Source organism: Asanoa iriomotensis (genome assembly GCF_016862515.1).
In the GTDB taxonomy this organism is placed as follows: domain Bacteria; phylum Actinomycetota; class Actinomycetes; order Mycobacteriales; family Micromonosporaceae; genus Asanoa; species Asanoa iriomotensis.
Window position 1 is genome coordinate 24,917 of sequence record NZ_BONC01000071.1, and the last position, 15,362, is coordinate 40,278.

The 15,362-nt window shown below is 71.6% G+C and carries 20 protein-coding genes; 11 read left to right on the plus strand and 9 right to left on the minus strand.

Translation table 11 applies throughout. The annotated features are described in order from the left end of the window. Both Air01nite_RS33660 and Air01nite_RS33665 read right to left on the minus strand, forming a co-directional pair. Complete coding sequence (locus tag Air01nite_RS33660) at positions 1 to 1,818, minus strand: AfsR/SARP family transcriptional regulator (RefSeq protein ID WP_203707408.1); 1,818 nt, start codon at positions 1,816 to 1,818, stop codon at positions 1 to 3. Between the two features lie 16 nt (positions 1,819 to 1,834). Further along, on the minus strand, positions 1,835 to 2,065 hold the full coding sequence (locus tag Air01nite_RS33665) for a tautomerase family protein (RefSeq protein ID WP_203707409.1): 231 nt from the start codon (positions 2,063 to 2,065) through the stop codon (positions 1,835 to 1,837). 223 nt (positions 2,066 to 2,288) lie between these two features. Between Air01nite_RS33665 and Air01nite_RS33670 the strand changes: the two genes are divergently transcribed. Then, positions 2,289 to 3,107: a class I SAM-dependent methyltransferase gene (locus Air01nite_RS33670; protein WP_203707410.1), complete on the plus strand. Its 819-nt coding sequence runs from the start codon at positions 2,289 to 2,291 to the stop codon at positions 3,105 to 3,107. A 4-nt stretch (positions 3,108 to 3,111) separates the two neighbouring features. Then, a complete protein-coding gene (locus tag Air01nite_RS33675; RefSeq protein ID WP_203707411.1) occupies positions 3,112 to 3,747 on the plus strand; it encodes a carboxymuconolactone decarboxylase family protein in 636 nt (211 codons plus the stop codon). Here the strand turns inward: Air01nite_RS33675 and Air01nite_RS33680 are convergent. From Air01nite_RS33680 to Air01nite_RS33690, 3 genes are all read right to left on the minus strand, one after another. Further along, on the minus strand, positions 3,744 to 4,598 hold the full coding sequence (locus Air01nite_RS33680) for a cytochrome c biogenesis CcdA family protein (RefSeq protein WP_203707412.1): 855 nt from the start codon (positions 4,596 to 4,598) through the stop codon (positions 3,744 to 3,746). The genes Air01nite_RS33675 and Air01nite_RS33680 overlap by 4 nt on opposite strands. 6 nt (positions 4,599 to 4,604) lie before the next feature. Then, positions 4,605 to 5,180, minus strand: coding sequence for a redoxin domain-containing protein (locus Air01nite_RS33685; protein ID WP_203707413.1), 576 nt, complete (start codon positions 5,178 to 5,180; stop codon positions 4,605 to 4,607). 76 nt (positions 5,181 to 5,256) lie between these two features. Beyond that, on the minus strand, positions 5,257 to 5,664 hold the full coding sequence (locus tag Air01nite_RS33690; protein ID WP_203707414.1) for an adenylyltransferase/cytidyltransferase family protein: 408 nt from the start codon (positions 5,662 to 5,664) through the stop codon (positions 5,257 to 5,259). 211 nt (positions 5,665 to 5,875) lie between these two features. Between Air01nite_RS33690 and Air01nite_RS33695 the strand changes: the two genes are divergently transcribed. The 4 genes from Air01nite_RS33695 to Air01nite_RS33710 all read left to right on the plus strand — a co-directional run bounded on the left by Air01nite_RS33695 (position 5,876) and on the right by Air01nite_RS33710 (position 8,496). Beyond that, on the plus strand, positions 5,876 to 6,727 hold the full coding sequence (locus Air01nite_RS33695) for an MBL fold metallo-hydrolase (RefSeq protein ID WP_239091151.1): 852 nt from the start codon (positions 5,876 to 5,878) through the stop codon (positions 6,725 to 6,727). Then, the gene (locus tag Air01nite_RS33700) at positions 6,724 to 7,209 is read left to right on the plus strand and encodes a MarR family winged helix-turn-helix transcriptional regulator (protein WP_203707416.1); all 486 of its coding nucleotides are present in this window, start codon (positions 6,724 to 6,726) and stop codon (positions 7,207 to 7,209) included. Before Air01nite_RS33695 ends, Air01nite_RS33700 begins: the two co-directional genes overlap by 4 nt. Then, a complete protein-coding gene (locus Air01nite_RS33705; RefSeq protein WP_203707417.1) occupies positions 7,190 to 7,609 on the plus strand; it encodes an SRPBCC family protein in 420 nt (139 codons plus the stop codon). The genes Air01nite_RS33700 and Air01nite_RS33705 overlap by 20 nt, the downstream gene beginning before the upstream one ends. Before the next feature lie 65 nt (positions 7,610 to 7,674). Then, positions 7,675 to 8,496, plus strand: a complete 822-nt coding sequence (locus Air01nite_RS33710) for an MIP/aquaporin family protein (RefSeq protein WP_203707418.1) — start codon at positions 7,675 to 7,677, stop codon at positions 8,494 to 8,496. Here Air01nite_RS33710 and Air01nite_RS33715 read toward each other — a convergent pair. Further along, positions 8,491 to 9,138: a class I SAM-dependent methyltransferase gene (locus Air01nite_RS33715; RefSeq protein ID WP_203707419.1), complete on the minus strand. Its 648-nt coding sequence runs from the start codon at positions 9,136 to 9,138 to the stop codon at positions 8,491 to 8,493. The genes Air01nite_RS33710 and Air01nite_RS33715 overlap by 6 nt on opposite strands. 129 nt (positions 9,139 to 9,267) lie before the next feature. On the opposite strand from Air01nite_RS33715, the gene Air01nite_RS33720 reads away from it, so the two are divergent. Together Air01nite_RS33720 and Air01nite_RS33725 are read left to right on the plus strand one after the other, a co-directional pair. Further along, on the plus strand, positions 9,268 to 10,476 hold the full coding sequence (locus Air01nite_RS33720; RefSeq protein ID WP_203707420.1) for a sensor histidine kinase: 1,209 nt from the start codon (positions 9,268 to 9,270) through the stop codon (positions 10,474 to 10,476). Beyond that, on the plus strand, positions 10,473 to 11,132 hold the full coding sequence (locus tag Air01nite_RS33725; protein WP_203707421.1) for a response regulator: 660 nt from the start codon (positions 10,473 to 10,475) through the stop codon (positions 11,130 to 11,132). Before Air01nite_RS33720 ends, Air01nite_RS33725 begins: the two co-directional genes overlap by 4 nt. Here Air01nite_RS33725 and Air01nite_RS33730 read toward each other — a convergent pair. Beyond that, a complete protein-coding gene (locus Air01nite_RS33730) occupies positions 11,129 to 12,232 on the minus strand; it encodes an FAD-dependent oxidoreductase (RefSeq protein ID WP_203707422.1) in 1,104 nt (367 codons plus the stop codon). The two genes, Air01nite_RS33725 and Air01nite_RS33730, sit on opposite strands and share 4 nt — an antisense overlap. 52 nt (positions 12,233 to 12,284) lie before the next feature. Between Air01nite_RS33730 and Air01nite_RS33735 the strand changes: the two genes are divergently transcribed. Continuing rightward, positions 12,285 to 12,974 (plus strand): TetR/AcrR family transcriptional regulator, encoded by a 690-nt coding sequence (locus tag Air01nite_RS33735; protein ID WP_239091152.1) that lies wholly within the window; start codon positions 12,285 to 12,287, stop codon positions 12,972 to 12,974. Here the strand turns inward: Air01nite_RS33735 and Air01nite_RS33740 are convergent. Both Air01nite_RS33740 and Air01nite_RS33745 read right to left on the minus strand, forming a co-directional pair. Continuing rightward, positions 12,964 to 13,437: a hypothetical protein gene (locus Air01nite_RS33740; protein ID WP_203707424.1), complete on the minus strand. Its 474-nt coding sequence runs from the start codon at positions 13,435 to 13,437 to the stop codon at positions 12,964 to 12,966. The genes Air01nite_RS33735 and Air01nite_RS33740 overlap by 11 nt on opposite strands. A 31-nt stretch (positions 13,438 to 13,468) precedes the next feature. Continuing rightward, the gene (locus Air01nite_RS33745) at positions 13,469 to 13,729 is read right to left on the minus strand and encodes a hypothetical protein (protein WP_203707425.1); all 261 of its coding nucleotides are present in this window, start codon (positions 13,727 to 13,729) and stop codon (positions 13,469 to 13,471) included. A 114-nt stretch (positions 13,730 to 13,843) separates the two neighbouring features. Between Air01nite_RS33745 and Air01nite_RS33750 the strand changes: the two genes are divergently transcribed. Beyond that, on the plus strand, positions 13,844 to 14,806 hold the full coding sequence (locus Air01nite_RS33750) for a TIGR03619 family F420-dependent LLM class oxidoreductase (protein ID WP_203707426.1): 963 nt from the start codon (positions 13,844 to 13,846) through the stop codon (positions 14,804 to 14,806). A 98-nt stretch (positions 14,807 to 14,904) separates the two neighbouring features. Next, a partial coding sequence (locus Air01nite_RS33755; RefSeq protein ID WP_203707427.1) for a hypothetical protein occupies positions 14,905 to 15,362 on the plus strand: 458 nt, incomplete at its 3' end.

Here is a 15,362-nt window from a genome sequence, read left to right on the forward strand (position 1 = left end):
CTAGGTCGGGCTGCCCCCGAAGTGGCTGTCCAGCGCCCGTACCCGGGCCTGTAGGACCGGATTCGTCACGCCTTCGGCGGCGGTCCGCGCAAGGGGAATCCGGCTGCGGTCTCCGGACTCGGCCTGGTGCACGAGGGCCCAAGCGAGGAATTCGGGCAGGTCAGCACGTACGGCGTAGTCGTGGAGCCGGGCGGCTGCCGGCGCCGCCGCGTCGGTTCCTTCCCGGACCGCCAACTCGAGGTCGGCGAGTCCGATGTAGGCCGAAACCCATACGTACCGATCGGAGACCCGGTCACAGCGCCGCCGGGCGTCGGCGATCCAGGTATGAGCCGCGGCATGGTCGCCGGCGTGCAGCTCGATGACGCCGAGCGCCCGACCGGCCATGCCCTCCCAACACGGGTCGCCCAGCTCGCAGGCGAGCGCGAAGGCGTTCTCGGCGTCCTCGCGGGCCGTGTCCCAATCGCCGGCCTCGGCCAGTGCCTGCGACCGGAGCACTTGTGGCCAGGGTAGGTACGCGTTCCACCGCTCCTGCTGCGTCACCGCGATGCTGGCATCGGCGGCCTTCTGAGCCTGGTCGACGTCCCCGGAAAGGAGCAGAGACCGCGCGAGTATGCCGAGGGACCACGCCTGCTGGCGGCGGCGTCCCGTGTGACGCGCGGTCTCCGCGGACTCGGTGAGCAACGCGGCGGCCGTGACATGCCGGCCCCGGTCCGCCTCGTTCATTCCTTGGACGGCGAGGATTGCCGCGAGCAATGCCCTGTCTCCGACTGTCGCTGCCTGCCGCGCCGCCTCCTGCAGTGCGCGGGCGGCCGATGCGTGCCGGCCGGCCTGCACATCCGCGAAGGCCAGCTCGCGCAGGATCTCCGCGGCGACTGCGGGACGCTGCGCGCTACGGGCTGCCGTGAGGGCGCGGTGCAGGACCACGGCCCCTTCGCCGTCGAACCCACGCACGGCGTGGACCAGGGCGCTTCCCAAGGCGCGCAGGACGTCGGCCTGCAATGCCAGGTCGCGTGCGCGTTCGGCCTCGTCGGCCGCCCGGCGCAGCGTCTCGATCCCGGCGTCAGCGGCTCCCGCGTCGAGGGCTGCGGTGCCGGCCCGCAGCAGCGACCCAGCGACCACCCCCGCGCGGAGTCCGGTCCGGTGCCGCGGCCCAGGACCGCGGGCGGCGGCGCGTAGCGCCGGCGATGGCACCAGCCCCTCGCGGGCGAACGTGGCCTCACACGACGCCAGATGCACGGAGGCCCGCGCCTCATGTCCCGCCGTGACGAGTGCGCGCAGGAACAGCTCCTGGGCAGGCTCGTCCAGCGGGTCGAGGCTGGCCGCGCGTCCGGCGACCGTTACCGCTTGGTCCGCCTCACCCGTCGAGAGCAGGTCCAGCGCGCGCTGGCGAAGTTCCTCCATCGAGCGGGCGGCGCTGCGTGGGCGAGCCACCAGAAGCCATGTCTCGAATCCCGGGCAGTTGCGAAGCTCGACCCCGTCCAGCAACGTGCCGCCGATCTCGGCGGCGGGCAGGGAGCCGTCCTCGAGGGCCCAGACGTCCACCCACACCTCGTCCGGTGTCAGGCGCACGGGGTCGCCGCGCAGCACATCTGGCAGATTGAGGCTCCGCCGCAGGTCGGCCAGCGACCACCGCAGAGCGCCGAGCGGGTCGTTCGCGGCGAAGAAGAGCTCACCGGCCAGTTCCCGTCTGGAGACCGGCCGCCCCGCCAAGGCGACCCGGGCCAGGAGCGCCCATGACTTGAATCCGCGCGGTTGCGGGCACGGCTGCGCGCCGCCCTCGACCTGTGGGCGCCCGAGCAGCCGTACCCGCGTTTTCACCCCTTGAACCTCAACCTCACGCGGCGGCCGAGGCTCGTCCCTGAAGCGCGTGGACGTCGGCGGTCGTGAGGCCGTTGCCGCCGACACCCCAGTCGCCGCTCTTGACCTCGTCGACGACGACCCACGTCACTTGACGCAGGGCCTCTCCCTCGATCTCCACCATCGCCTCGGTGAGCCGGTGGATCATTTCCCGTTTCTGCTCCGGGGTGAACACACCCTCGATGAGCTTCACGTTGACGAGCGGCATGACTTCTCCCTGTGTTGATTGACTGCTGTCGGAGCGACCATGCCGGCCCACCGTGTGACCCGCCGTGTGAGGCGACAGCCAGTTTCGCCTCCGGTTCCAGCCTAGGCCCGACGGCCACGACATCCCAGGACGACCAGGTTCGTCACACACTCGCTCACACGCCGATGCCGCATGGTTCAGGTCCGCGGCTGCGCTACCAATCCGAATTGACGAGGTGTGACAGGTGGAAATCGATCACGGCACTCAGGAGGCCTGGAAGGTGGTCGACGACGGTTGGGGCCGCAAGGCGGTCGACTTCGCGACCCTCAGCGAACCAGCCAACTGCCGCGAGTACGTCGCCGTTCATCACCGGCTCGGCGTGCGCGAGGGAGACCGACTCATAGACGTCGCGTGCGGCGCCGGTCTCGCCGTCGAACTCGCCCGTGTGCTGGGAGCCGAGTGTGCGGGCATCGACGCCTCGCCCCGACTCGTCGCGATCGCACGCGACAGGAACCCGGACGCCGACATCCGCGTCGGCGACATGCACGCGCTGCCGTGGGGAGACGCGAGCTTCGACGTCGCGACCAGCTTCCGGGGGGTCTGGGGCACGACACCGGCGGCCATGAACGAGATCCACCGGGTCCTCGCGCCGGGCGGCCGGGTGGGGCTCACAGTGTGGGGCCACATCAAGAAGTCGCCCGGTGCCTGGGCGTTGGCGCCGTTCCGGATGGCCGACTCGGCGAGGGTGGCGCACCAAGCCGCGATGGTGTCGCTCGGTCGGCCCGGGGTGGGCGAGGATCTCCTTGCTCGCTGTGGTTTCGTCGACATCGAACGGCTCACCGTGCCGTTCGTGTGGGAGTTCGCCGATCCGGAGACATTCGCGCGGGCCCTCGCCTCCACCGGGCCCGCATACGAGGCGATGCAGCACGTCGGCGAGGCGGCCTTCGTCGAGGCGGCGACCGACCAGGCCCGCGAGCTCGTCCGGGACGGACTGCCGCTGCGGGCCTCGATCGACGTCGTCACCTATCTCGCGCGCAAGCCCGGGTCGCGCGATGGACAGTGACGGCATGAGCGCGATCGGCTTCCTCGGCGTTCCGGAAATTACGCCCGACGCTCGGCGTACGTTCGACGAAGACCTGACAGAGCTCGGTTTCGTGATGAACGCCTCCCGGCTGTGGGCCTACGCACCCGCGACCATGAACGGCCTCTTCGACCTGATGCGGCAGACGAGCAGGGCGCACGAACTCACCCTGCGTCAACGAGGGATCCTCGTCGCAGCCTGCGCATCGGCCTCCGGCGACTCGTACTGCTCGCTGGCCTGGGGATCCAAGCTGGCCGAGGCAACGGACGCTCACACGGCCTCCGCGGTGCTCCGCGGCGATGACGACGGACTGACCACCAGCGAGCGCGCGGTGGCCGACTGGGCGCGAAAGGTGGCCCGCGACCCCAACCACACCGTCGCGGCAGACGCGCAGGCGTTACGCGACGCCGGATACGACGATGCCCAGATCTTCGGGATCACGGTGTTCGTCGCTCTGCGGATCGCGTTCCTGACCGTCAACGACGCTCTCGGCGTGCGTCCCGATGCGGAATTCCGCTCCGTCGCGCCCGAAGCCGTTCTCGACGCCGTGACGTACGGCCGGCCCATCGACGACGAGACAACGGGAGATCAGCCACTCGACCAAGGGCGATCCAGAGGTTAGCGACGGGTTCGGCGAAGCACCTGCACCGCCGCGGTGGCGGCGAGCAGGACCGCGACGGCGACCGCTGCGGTTGCCGGTCCGATGCTGTCCAGCCAGCTTGCGGCGGTGGATTGCAGGTCGGCGGCGGTGTCGATGACGGGGTCGGTGGTGTCGCCGTCGCGGAAGACCCGGATCTCGTACCAGCCGTACCAGGCCACGTACGCGCCCGCGACCAGCAGCAGTGCTCCGGCGGCGCGGCTGATCAGCGGGGCGGCGCGGCGCAGCCCGCGGACCAGCGACACCCGGGCGAGGGCGACGGCGAGGGCGACCGCGCCGACGACGAGGGCCATCCCGGCGGCGTACGCGAGGAACAGGCCGATCCCGGCGGTGGTGGAGTCGGTGCGGAAGCCGGCGACCACGACGGCCAGGAACGGGCCGATGGTGCAGCCCAGTGAGGCGATCGCGTAGGAGGCGCCGAACAGTGCCATGGATCCGAACCGGCGGGTCACCTCCGGACCGGTGCCGATCTTGAAGCCGAGGGTGGGCAGTTGCCGGCCGGCCAGTAGCCAACCGCCGGCGGCTGCCAGGGCCAACCCGATGGCGATGCTCACCCACGGCAGGTGCCGGGCGGCCGCGTCGGCGGCTGGCGCGGCGAGCAACCCGAACGCCCCGAACACCGCGACGAAACCGACCGTCATCGCCGCGGTCAGTGTCAGGGCGCGGCCGACCGCTCGTGCTCGGCCGCCACCGTCGGCGTTGTCTTTGTCGAGGACGAGGAAGGACAGGTACGCGGGCAGCAGCGCGAAGCCGCACGGGTTGACCGCGGCGAGCAGCCCGGCGGCCAACGCGAGGGCGTACGGGGCGTCGAACACGGTCGCTCAGCCGACCATGGCGGTGACCCGCTCGCGCAGCTCGTCCTGGGTCAGTGGTCCCTTGTGGACCACCTCGCCCGCGGTGTCCAGGAGCACGTAGTACTCCTGGGTGGTGACGCCGAACCGCTGCCAGATCTGGCCGTCGTCGTCGGCGAGGTTGACGAACCCGCCGATGCCCCGGTCGGTGACGAACCGGCGCATCGCGTCCTCGCCGCTGTTGAGCCCGGCCACGCCGACGACGTGGACCCGGTCGGTGAAGTCCCTGTCGATGCGGGCCACGTCGTCGGCTGCCGCGCGGCAGCGCGGGCACCACGCCGCCCAGAACCACAGCACGACCGGTTTGCCGGACAAGGAGGCACCGTCAAACTGTTTGCTGTCCACCGTCCGCGCGGTGAAGGTCAGCGTCTGCGGCACCGGCCCGGCGGTGGTCGGCGTTGCCGCGGGCGTGGTCGATGCCGGCAGTCGGGTCGACGGGCCGGTGGTCTGGTCGCCGACGGCGGATCCGGGCGCCGTGCCGGCGCCGCAGCCCGCCAGCAACAACACCGCGCAGGCAACCGAAACACCGTGACCAATCCGCGACATGGACAACCCCACTCGGTCTTGTGACGTGGCGGGATCAGCTAACCACGGTGTCGATCGACGAACCCTTACCAACCTATTACCCCGCGTCGAGCACCCGCTGGATCAACTGGGTGGTGGAGATTCCTTCCGTGCGCCGAACGTACGTGAGCTTCCCGGCTGTTACCGCGGACCCATATACGAACTCGGCACCCTCGGGCGACAGGTCGTCGCCGTGCACCACCGTGGTGATCCCGTGCTCGGCAAGAAACTCTTCGGTCACCTGAAACGGGGCGTCCTCGATCACCTCGTCGACGTACCTGCACGACTCGATCACGGCGACCCGCTCCGCCAGGGTCATGATGGGACGGCGCTTGTAGGAGGCCGCGGTGTCGTCGGACAGCACGCCGACGACCAGCCAGTCACCGTGGCGGCGCGCCTCCCGCAGGAGCGCCACGTGGCCCGCGTGGAACAGGTCTCCGACCATGTCGACGTAAACCCGCGACATGGCAGCCGCACCCACATCTGGGTTCGCCACAACAACCCACCTCCTCCTCCGGTCAGTGTTCGTGCTGATCCATCGCAGCGTGCCACCTGACGCACGCTCATCGGTGGTCTGGGTCACGGCCGTTGGCGACTCGATTAGATGTCGTGTAATCTGATGACGCGACATCCAATCACGAAGGGGGCAGGTCGTGAGCTCAGATCCCGTCCGACGCGTGTCCGTGGTCAGCACCGGCAGCGTCGAGATCCACCCCGAGCACGTCGGGCCCACGTGGAAACCGCTCTATCTGTGGCTGCTCACCTCGCGCCGGTGGACGCCACCCCGGCCCATCAACGCCTACGTCGTCGAGCACCGTGACGGGCTCGTCCTGTTCGACACCGGTCAGGACCGCGCCTCGGTCACCGACGCCGACTACTTCCCCAAGGGGTTCGGCGGGTTCGTCTACGACCGCCTGGCGAGGTTCGCCATCGAACCCCACGAGACCCTCGGTGCCAGACTCCACGCCCTCGGGCTCGACGTGGCCGATGTGCACACGGCCGTGCTGTCGCATCTGCACCAGGACCACATCGGTGGCCTTCCCGAGCTTGCCGGCACCAACGCCACCATCGTGACCACGCCCGCCGAGTGGCGGGAGGTGATGCGGCCGTCGCCCGAGGTGCGGGGCTTCCTGCGCTCGCACATCACCCTGCCCGGGCTGCGCTGGCAGCAGGTCGAGCCCGAGCCCATCCCCGATCTCGGCCCCTTCGACTCCGGACACGACCTGTTCGGCGACGGCAGCATCGTGCTGCTTCCGACCCCCGGCCACACGCCAGGATCCCTGTCGATGCTGGTGCGCCGGCCCGGGCGGCCGCCGTTGCTGATGGTCGGCGATCTGACCTACGACGCCCGCCTGCTCGCGGCCGGCGACATCCCCGGTGCCGGCAACCGGCGGCAGATGCGCCACACCGTCGGGATGGTCAACGCGTTGCGGCAACAACATCCCGACCTCGTCGTCCTGGCCGCGCACGACCCCGATGCCGCCGGCCTGCTCGCCGCGGCCGATGAACACGCGCCGGTGCGACCGTGACCCCGGCCGAAGAGCTTCGCTACCTGATCCTCGCGATCCAGCGCGAGGGCAACCGCCTCTACGCCGCCGACCTCCGTCCGCTGGAGCTGACGCCGTCACAGGCGGAGGCGATCCGGGTGCTGGCCGACCACCAGCCGCTGAGCATGAGCGGGCTGGGTGAGCTGCTGGTCTGCGAGACCGGCGACAACCCCAGCCGGCTGGTCGACCGGCTCGTGCGGGTGGGCCTGATCAACCGCGATCCCGACCCGGCCGACCGGCGCCACGTCACGCTCACGCTCACCCCCGCCGGCGTCCGGCTCGCCCGCGAGGTCGCCACCGTCGAGGCACGCCTGCACCAGACGATCGAGAACCTCATCGCCGGTCAACCTGTCGAGCCGACGCTCGCGCTGTTGCGAACCTTCGCCAACGCCTTCCCGGCCGGCCAGGCACTCGCCCGACGTCAGGGCAGACAAGGAGCGGACGATGGCACAGTTCAGCAATGAGGTCCTGATCCGGCGTCCGGCAGACGCCGTGTTCGCGTACCTGTCAGACCTGGAAAACCTGCCGAGGTGGAACTACGCGATCCGCGAGACCCGCCGGATCGGCGCCGGCCCGATCGGCGTCGGCACCGTCTATCGACAGGTCCGCACGCTGCCGCGCCCGATGGAGGAGTCGCTCGAGATCATCGGGTACGAACCAGACCGCCGCCTCGTCGTGCGTGGCGGGCTGGGCGTGTTCGACGGCAGCCTCACCTACCTGCTCGAGCCCGCGAACGGCGGCACCCGGCTGGTCAACGACGTGGAGCTCACGGGACGTGCTCTCGCCGGCCTGGCGAAACACCCCGTCAAGCACGCCGTGGCGAAGAACCTCGACGTGCTGAGAACCATCCTGGAAGGGCGGTAGCCGGATTTCGGCGGTACGGGTGTGGCCGAAGTGGTTCACTTGGCCGACAGGGCACGGGGGCGCAGATGGCTGAGCGGGATCCCTCCACCACGGGCGAGCCGGTCATGGCCTGGCTGGCCCGGCGCGCGGAGCGACAACACCGGACGGCCGCCGAGTTCGACGATCCACGGCTGGAGTACCGCCGCCTGTTCAGCGAGGTGTGGGGCACCTTTCTGCTGGTGCTGGTCGCCGCCGGCGCGGGCGTCATCGGGGCGACCGTCTTCGGCACGCAGCTCACGCTCGCCACGAAGGCGCTCGCACCCGGCGTCATGGTGCTGGCGATCATCTTCTTCATGGGCACCATCTCCGGCGCCCATCTCAACCCGGCAGTGACGCTCGCGTTCGCCGTACGCCGCAACTTTCCGTGGGTTCGGGTTCCCGGCTACATCATCGCCCAGCTCACCGGAGCCATCCTCGCCTCGCTCGTCCTGCAGTGGATGTACGGCGGCATCATCAACGGCGCCACGCTGCCCACCCCGCAGGTGGGCACCTGGGTGGCCGTGGCGACCGAGCTGCTCCTGACCGCCGGCCTGGTCAGCGTGATCCTCGGCACCGCCTCCGGCGCACGCAACATCGGCCCGAACGCCGCGCTCGCGGTCGGGGGCTACATCGGCCTGGTATCCGTCTGGGCGGCGCCCGTCACGGGTGCGTCGATGAACCCGGCACGGTCGTTCGGTCCCATGCTCGTCGCCGGCGACCTCTCCCACTACTGGATCTACGTCGTCGGCCCGCTCCTCGGAGCGCTGGCCGCCGTCACGTTCGAATGGATCCTGCGCGGCCGAGCCACCAGCGCCGGCACGGCAGCCGCCACCGGCCTGCTCGGCGACGCCGACACCGCCGCCCTATAGCCAGGCGGGGTACGCGGTCGGCACGCACGGGGTGGCCCAGGTGGACCGCGCGGTCGGGCGGCGGCAGGTGTAGGTGAGCGCCGGCGGCAGGTTGCGCCACACCGAGGCACTGGCGACCACCTCGTCGAACGTGTCGTCCAGCAGGCGGCGCAGGCCGCGGGCGCCGGCGAGCGGCAGTGCGTGCAGATAGGCGAACGTCGCGAACCCGGCGCCGGGTGCCAGCACGTCGGCCACCGCCGTCAGGATCCGCTGCTGCACCGCGGCCGGGAACAGCGACCACGGCAGGCCGCTGACCACCGCGTCGACCCGGTGCACGCCGCGCTCGCGGAGGATGGCCCGCAGGTCGGCGGCGTCGGCCACGACGACGTCGAGGTCGGGCCGCCGCGCCCGCAGCCGGTCCGCGAGCCGTTCGTCGATCTCGACCGCCAGGTGACGGGAGCCCGGCAGCAGCCGCCGACCGATCGCGTCGCTGACGGACCCGGTGCCGGCGCCCAACTCCACGACGGTCGAAACGTGCGTGCGGGGCACGATCTGGGCCAGACGGCGACACAGCGCCGGCCCGCTCGGCGCGATCGCGCCCACGGACCGCGGCTGGCGGGCCGCGGCGTCGAGAAAGGCCAGCAGGTCAGATGGTGTGGTCACGCGGACCAGCCTCGGCGGCGCCGCGCGCCGTGACGTCCGCCACGAAGCCCGTCCCGCCGGCCTTCGGCAGGAGCGCCTTCCTGCCGAAGGAGGATCCGGGCGCCCAGCCTGGCGATCTAGGGTCGACGGGTGTCGCCCCCCACCACGCGGCCGCGCAGCGCCTTCCTGCTGCGCCTGGTCCCCCTCGCGCTGGCCGTCACCTACCTGCCGTTGGCCGACCGGCCCGGCGACCCGGTCGACGGTTGGGCGTGGCTGATCGGGCTGGGCGCGGGCGCCCTGTTCGCGTTCGGGCGCCGGATTCCGCTGACGATGGTCCTCTGCCTGTCGGCCCTCCTGGTCGTCAGCGACCGGATCGGCACCCACGCCGACGTGGTGGTGATCCTGGCGACGTTCGCGGCGCTGATCGATCTCGCGCTGCGCCGGGGACGCCGCTGGATCGCGGTCGGCGTGCTCGCCGCCGGCGTCGGGCTGTTCGCCAACTTCGTCGACGTGCCGCTGACGCCCCTGCAGCCGCCGTTCTTCGTCGTCGTCACCGGCGTGATCGCCAGCCTGCTCGGCGCGCCGGTCCTGCTGGGACTGCACCTCAAGGCGGCCCGGCTGGCCACCGCGGAGGCCCAACAGCGCGCGAACCTGCTCGAACAACGACAAGAGTCAGAGAAAGCGATGGTACGGGCCACCGAGCGCACCGCCATCGCCCGCGAACTGCACGACATCGTGGTCCACCACGTCGCGTCGATCGTGCTGCGCGTCGGGGTGGCCCGCCACCTCGACCCGGACGCCGATCCGGAGACGGTGGCGGCGCTCGACGACGTGCATGCCACCGGCACCGCCGCCCTCGCCGACCTGCGGCGCCTGGTCGCGGTGCTGCGCGACCCCACGACCCTCGACGAGGAGGCCCACGCTCCCCTGCTCGACCCCGCCGACCTGCCCGACCTGCTGCTGCAGGCGGTGGCCCGCAGCCGCAACGCCGGCCTGTCCCTGGAGGCGTCGGTGGATCCGACAGTGGCCGGGCTCGACGCGGTGCGCGGCCTCGCGCTGTTGCGGGTCGTGCAGGAAGGGCTGACCAACGTGCTCAAGCACGCCGGCCCGCAGGCGAGTGCCACGGTCAACGTCTCGGCGACGGCGGACGGTGCGGTGCGGATCGACATCGCGGACGACGGCACCGCGGCGGCCCGCCGCCCGGCCACGGGTGGGCACGGCCTGCTCGGGCTGCGGGAGCGGATCCACCTGCTCGGCGGCGAGTTCGAGGCGGGACCCGGCCGGTCGGGCTGGCGGATCCACGCGGTCCTGCCGGCGGCGGCCGGGCGGACGCCGGTGCTCGCGGCGGCGTCGGCATGAGCATCCGCCTCCTGCTCGTCGACGACCAGCGGCTCGTGCGGGCCGGCCTGCGCGCGCTGTGCGCCGCCGAACCCGACATCGAGATCGTCGGTGAGGCCGTCGACGGGCGGGACGCGGTGCGCCTCGCCGAGCGGCTCGCGCCCGACGTCATCCTGATGGACCTGCGCATGCCACGGATGGACGGGATCGAGGCGACGACGGCGATCCTGCGGGTGCGCCCGCAGTCGCGGATCACCGTGTTGACGACGTTCGACGACGACGACCACCTCTACCCTGCGCTGGCCGCCGGCGCCTGCGGCTTCCTGGTCAAGGACGCCACGCCGGACGAGCTGCTCGACGGCATCCGCCGCGCCGCCCGCGACGAGAACCCGTTCAGCCCGACGGTGTTGCGGCGCCTGGTCACCCAGGCGATGGCCACCCGCACCGACGCGCGTGCGCCGGCCCAGCTCCAGGCCGCACCGCTGACGGCCCGCGAGCGCGACGTGCTGCGCCTGCTCGGCGCGGGTCTGTCCAATGCGGACATCGGCGAGCGGCTGCACCTCGGCATCACCACGGTCAAGACGCACGTGGGCAACCTGATGAACAAGACGGGCTACGCCAACCGGGTCCAGCTCGCCGTGTTCGCCGTCCGCGCCGGCCTGACCGACGAGCCTTAGGGTCGGGCGCTGAAGAAGCGGGTGACGTCCGCCGCCGCGGTTGGGGACAGCATCATCGCCTGGGCGCGCGCGGACATGTCGGCGATCGGGTGGATCCTGGCGAACATCGCCTCTTCGTACGCGCGGATCGCCGCGTCCGGGTCGGCGGCGTCGGCGGCGAGTGCGCGGCCGAGCTCGGCGGCGTCGAGCATCGCCTGGTTGGCCCCCTCGCCGACCGGCGGCATGAGGTGCGCGGCGTCGCCGATCAGGGTGATGCCGGGCCGGCCGGACCAGCGCGCGCCGACGGGCATCGCTTCGATCCTGCGTGGAGTCACCGTGTCGTCGCCGGCCTCGATGAGCGCGGTGAGGCTCCGGTCCCAGCCACCGAAGAGGTCAAGCAGAGCACCCTTGCTGCGAAAGGTGTCGAGCGGGCGATCCTCCGCGCGCAACGAGATCCCGACGCGCACGCTGCCGTCGCCGATGCGTTGTGCCGCCAGGATCTGGTTGACGCCGACGCACCACAGGTTCCCCGGGCCGACGAGCTCGGCGACGTCCGGGTGGCGGCGGTCGACGTCGCTGATGGTCAGCTCCGCGAAGGTGGCCACATAGGACGTTGCCGCGTCGGTCAGCAGCGAGCGGACGACCGAGCGCGCGCCGTCCGCACCGACGAGGACGTCGCAGTCGCTCGTGTGGCCGCCGTCGAAGGTCAGCTCCCAGCCGCCGCCAGGTCGTGGCGTCGCCGCGACGAGCCGGTGTCGCCACGCGACCGCGTCGCCGGGCAGCGAGTCGAGCAGCAGGTCACGCAGCGCGCTCCGGTCGATCTCGGGACGGCCGGCGAACGAGCCGGGCTGCGGCGTGTGGTGCACCAGCGTGCGGCCGGCGGGGTCGACGATGCGGTGCTCCTCGCCCTCGGGCCGCGCCCGCGACCGGAACCCGCCGGTGAGGCCCGCTTCGGCCAGGGCCCGCTGCCCGGACTCCGGGTGCAGGTCGAGCGTGCCGCCCTGGGAGCGGGCGGAGCGGCTCGGCTCGCGCTCGTACACGACCGCTTCGATGCCGTGCCGATGCAGGACCCGGGCCAGCGTCAGCCCGCCGAGGCCGCCACCGGCGATCGCGATTCTCATCCCCGTCTCCTTAGCGTACGCTGTATCTGTGGATACGCCGTACGCTAGCGAAGTGGTGCCCGTTTGGGAACGGCCCGAGCCCCAGCCGAGGGCGGCGCCGGTGCCGTTGAGCCGCGCGAAGATCGCCGCCACGGCGATCCGACTCGCCGACGCGCACGGGCTCGACGAACTGTCGCTTCGCAAGATCGCCAAGGAGCTCGGAGTCGGTCCGATGCGGCTCTACGACTACGTGACCAACAGGTCCGAGCTGCTCGATCTGATGGTCGACGCCGTCTACGCGCAGATCGCCGAGGCGGGGCGGCACGCCGACTGGCGGGCCACGGTGCTGGCCATCGCGCGTACGACCCGCGCAGCCGCACTTGATCATGAATGGTTTTCCGACCTGCTCGGCGGACGGCCACACCTCGGGCCGCACGCGCTCGCCGTGGGCGAAGCGACCGCGGCGGCGCTCAGCCAGGCCCCCGGCGTGCACGACATCGACGACCTTCAGCGGGCTTTGGGCGCCCTCAACGCCTACCTCATCGGCGCGCTCCGCCGAGAGGTCACCGAGCGGCGCACCGCCCGTGCCACCGGCACCGACGAGCCCGCCTTCCAGGCCAGCCTCGGTCCCTACCTCACCCGCGTGTTCGAGTCGGGCCGCTACCCCACCATCGCCCGGCTCGTCATCGACGGCACCCACCTCAACGCGGAGGACACCTTCAACCACAACCTGACTACGGTGCTGGACGGCATCACCAGGTGACGCTGCGCAGGCGCGCCTGCAGCGCGTCCTCGATCTCGGCGGGCAGGCGGAACCAGCCGGCGTTCGTAAACAGCCGGTGCCGCGGGTTGTGTTGATAGGAGCCGGCCACGAGCGCGCCGTCGCGTGCTTCGAAGACGCCGATGATGTCCTCCGGCGGCACGCGCCCGCCGGGCGTCGGCGTGCGCCCGTCCAGCAGGTAGACGTAGCCGCTGCCTTGGATCTCCGCCTCGCGCCGAAGCAGGTCGCACCGGTCCGCGTGCTCGAAGATGGCCCTCGACAACACCCGAAGGAACGGACCGTTCTCTTGTACGTCGGCCGGGCTCACGACATCTGCCTCGGCACCGCCCCGCAGGACGGCGATCACCGCTTCCGGGCCCAGCCCGTGCTCGTAGACCCACTCGGGATCGAGCAACGACACGACGTTCCGCTCGCCGCTCCCGAAGTCGACCTGATACCGAAACACCTGACGACCGCCATCCCGCACGATCGACAGCTTAGGCACGGGCGGGGTCGGTCCGCGGCCAGCCACCCATGTGCCGGGCCACGACCGCGCGCACCTGGGCGCGGATTCGGGTGTGGCTCATGTCGCCCATGCCTTCGGCCAGGAAGACCGCGTCGGCGAACGCATCGACGTCGCCCGGCGGTGACAGCTCCAGGCTGCGAATGTCGTCGGGCGACAAGCAGAAGCCCAGCCGCACGCACAGGTCATCGAGCAGCCGCCGGGTGTCCGAGTCGAGGTCGCCGCGGTGTCCCACGAGCCAGAGCGTCTCACCCGCCGTGCACTCGCCAGGCGCCGGTGTCTTGATTGACGTGGTTGTCGGCCGGATTGACGTGGTCGGGCGGGTCTGGCGGTGTGATTCTGGGGAGCCATGGAACTTGGTCTCGCACTGCCCACCGCCGGCCCGCAGACGTCGCCCGAGACGATCGTCAAGGTTGCCAAGGAGGCCGAACGGCTTGGCTTCCATGCTTTGTGGACGTTCGAACGGCTGCTCCGGCCGGTCCACGAGGTCGTGCCGTTGACCGGCGGCGAACCCACGATGATGCCGGAGTTCTACGGCTCGGTCTACGAGCCGCTGGAGACGCTGAGCTACGTCGCCGCCGTGACCGAGCGGATCAAGCTCGGCGCCGCGGTCCTGGTGGCGCCGTTGCACGTGCCCGTGATGCTCGCCCGGCGGCTGGCCACATTGGACCAGTTCAGCGGCGGCCGGGTCATCGCCGGCCTGGGACAGGGCTGGCAGCATCACGAGTTCGAGACGGCGAACGTGTCGCGCAGCCGCAAGGGCGCCCGCACGGAGGAGTTCATGTCGGCGATGCGGGCCGCGTGGGGTCCGGACCCGGTCCGGCACGAGGGCGAGTTCTACCGGATCACGCCGTCGCAGGTGAACCCCAAGCCGCTCCAGGCCCGCATTCCCGTGCTGCTCGCCGCGACCTCGGCGGCCGCGGTCAGGCGCGCCGGCCGGATCGCGGACGGCGTGCTCCCGCTCACCTCGTCGGCGGAGGAACTGCGCGGCGTCGTGTCCGTGTTCCACGACGCCGCCCGCGAGGCGGGCCGCGACCCCGCCGGCCTCACGGTGGTCAACCAGGCGCCCTGGCCGACGCAGGTCACCCGTGAGCCGATCGGTGACGGCCGGCCCTTCCTCGGCGGATCGCCCAAGCAGGTCGCCGAGGACCTCGCGACCGCCCGTGAGCTCGGCGTGGGCCAGGTCTACCTCGCCGCGGGCCAAGGCCTAGGGCTCGACGTGGGGCTGCAGGGCTCCGACGTGGACGACTGGCTCGGCCTGCTCGGCGAGGTGATCGAGGCGGCCGACCAGATCGGCGCCCTCGCGCCCTGAGGCCGGCGTCGGCCGCACCAGCGTCCGAGCGACGGGGCAGCCGACCAGAGCACGCCGACGGGTCTGCGGGCCTGCCGGCCACCGGGCATCATGCCTGGGTGACTGTGCTCTTCGACGGTGAGATCCACGTCCACTACCGATTCGTCAACCTGACCGAGGAAGGCGCGGGGCCCGACCTCTCCCGTGCCTCCGGTGGCCAGCGCAACGGCCTGTGCGGCGCCGCGGAGCCGGGCGCGTTGGCGATGGTGACCGGGCTGCACACCGGCACCGTCCCGTTCACCGTGACCTGGCACGACACCGAGCCCCCGCTCGACGACCGGTGGGAGGAGATCGTGGAGGTCTCCTTCGAACCGCCGTCGGCCAACCTCTGGCTGACGGCTTTCGAGGACTCCCGACCGGTGCGCCTGCCGTCCGTCCACAGTCTACGGACACGGTTCTGCGCCCGTGGCATGGACGAGGCCGCCGACAAGGACGTCCGCTCGCACGACGAGCCCGCCATCGACAGCTACCTGCTGGAGCTCTGGCCGGCGCCGCCGGCCCCTGACCGGATCCTGAA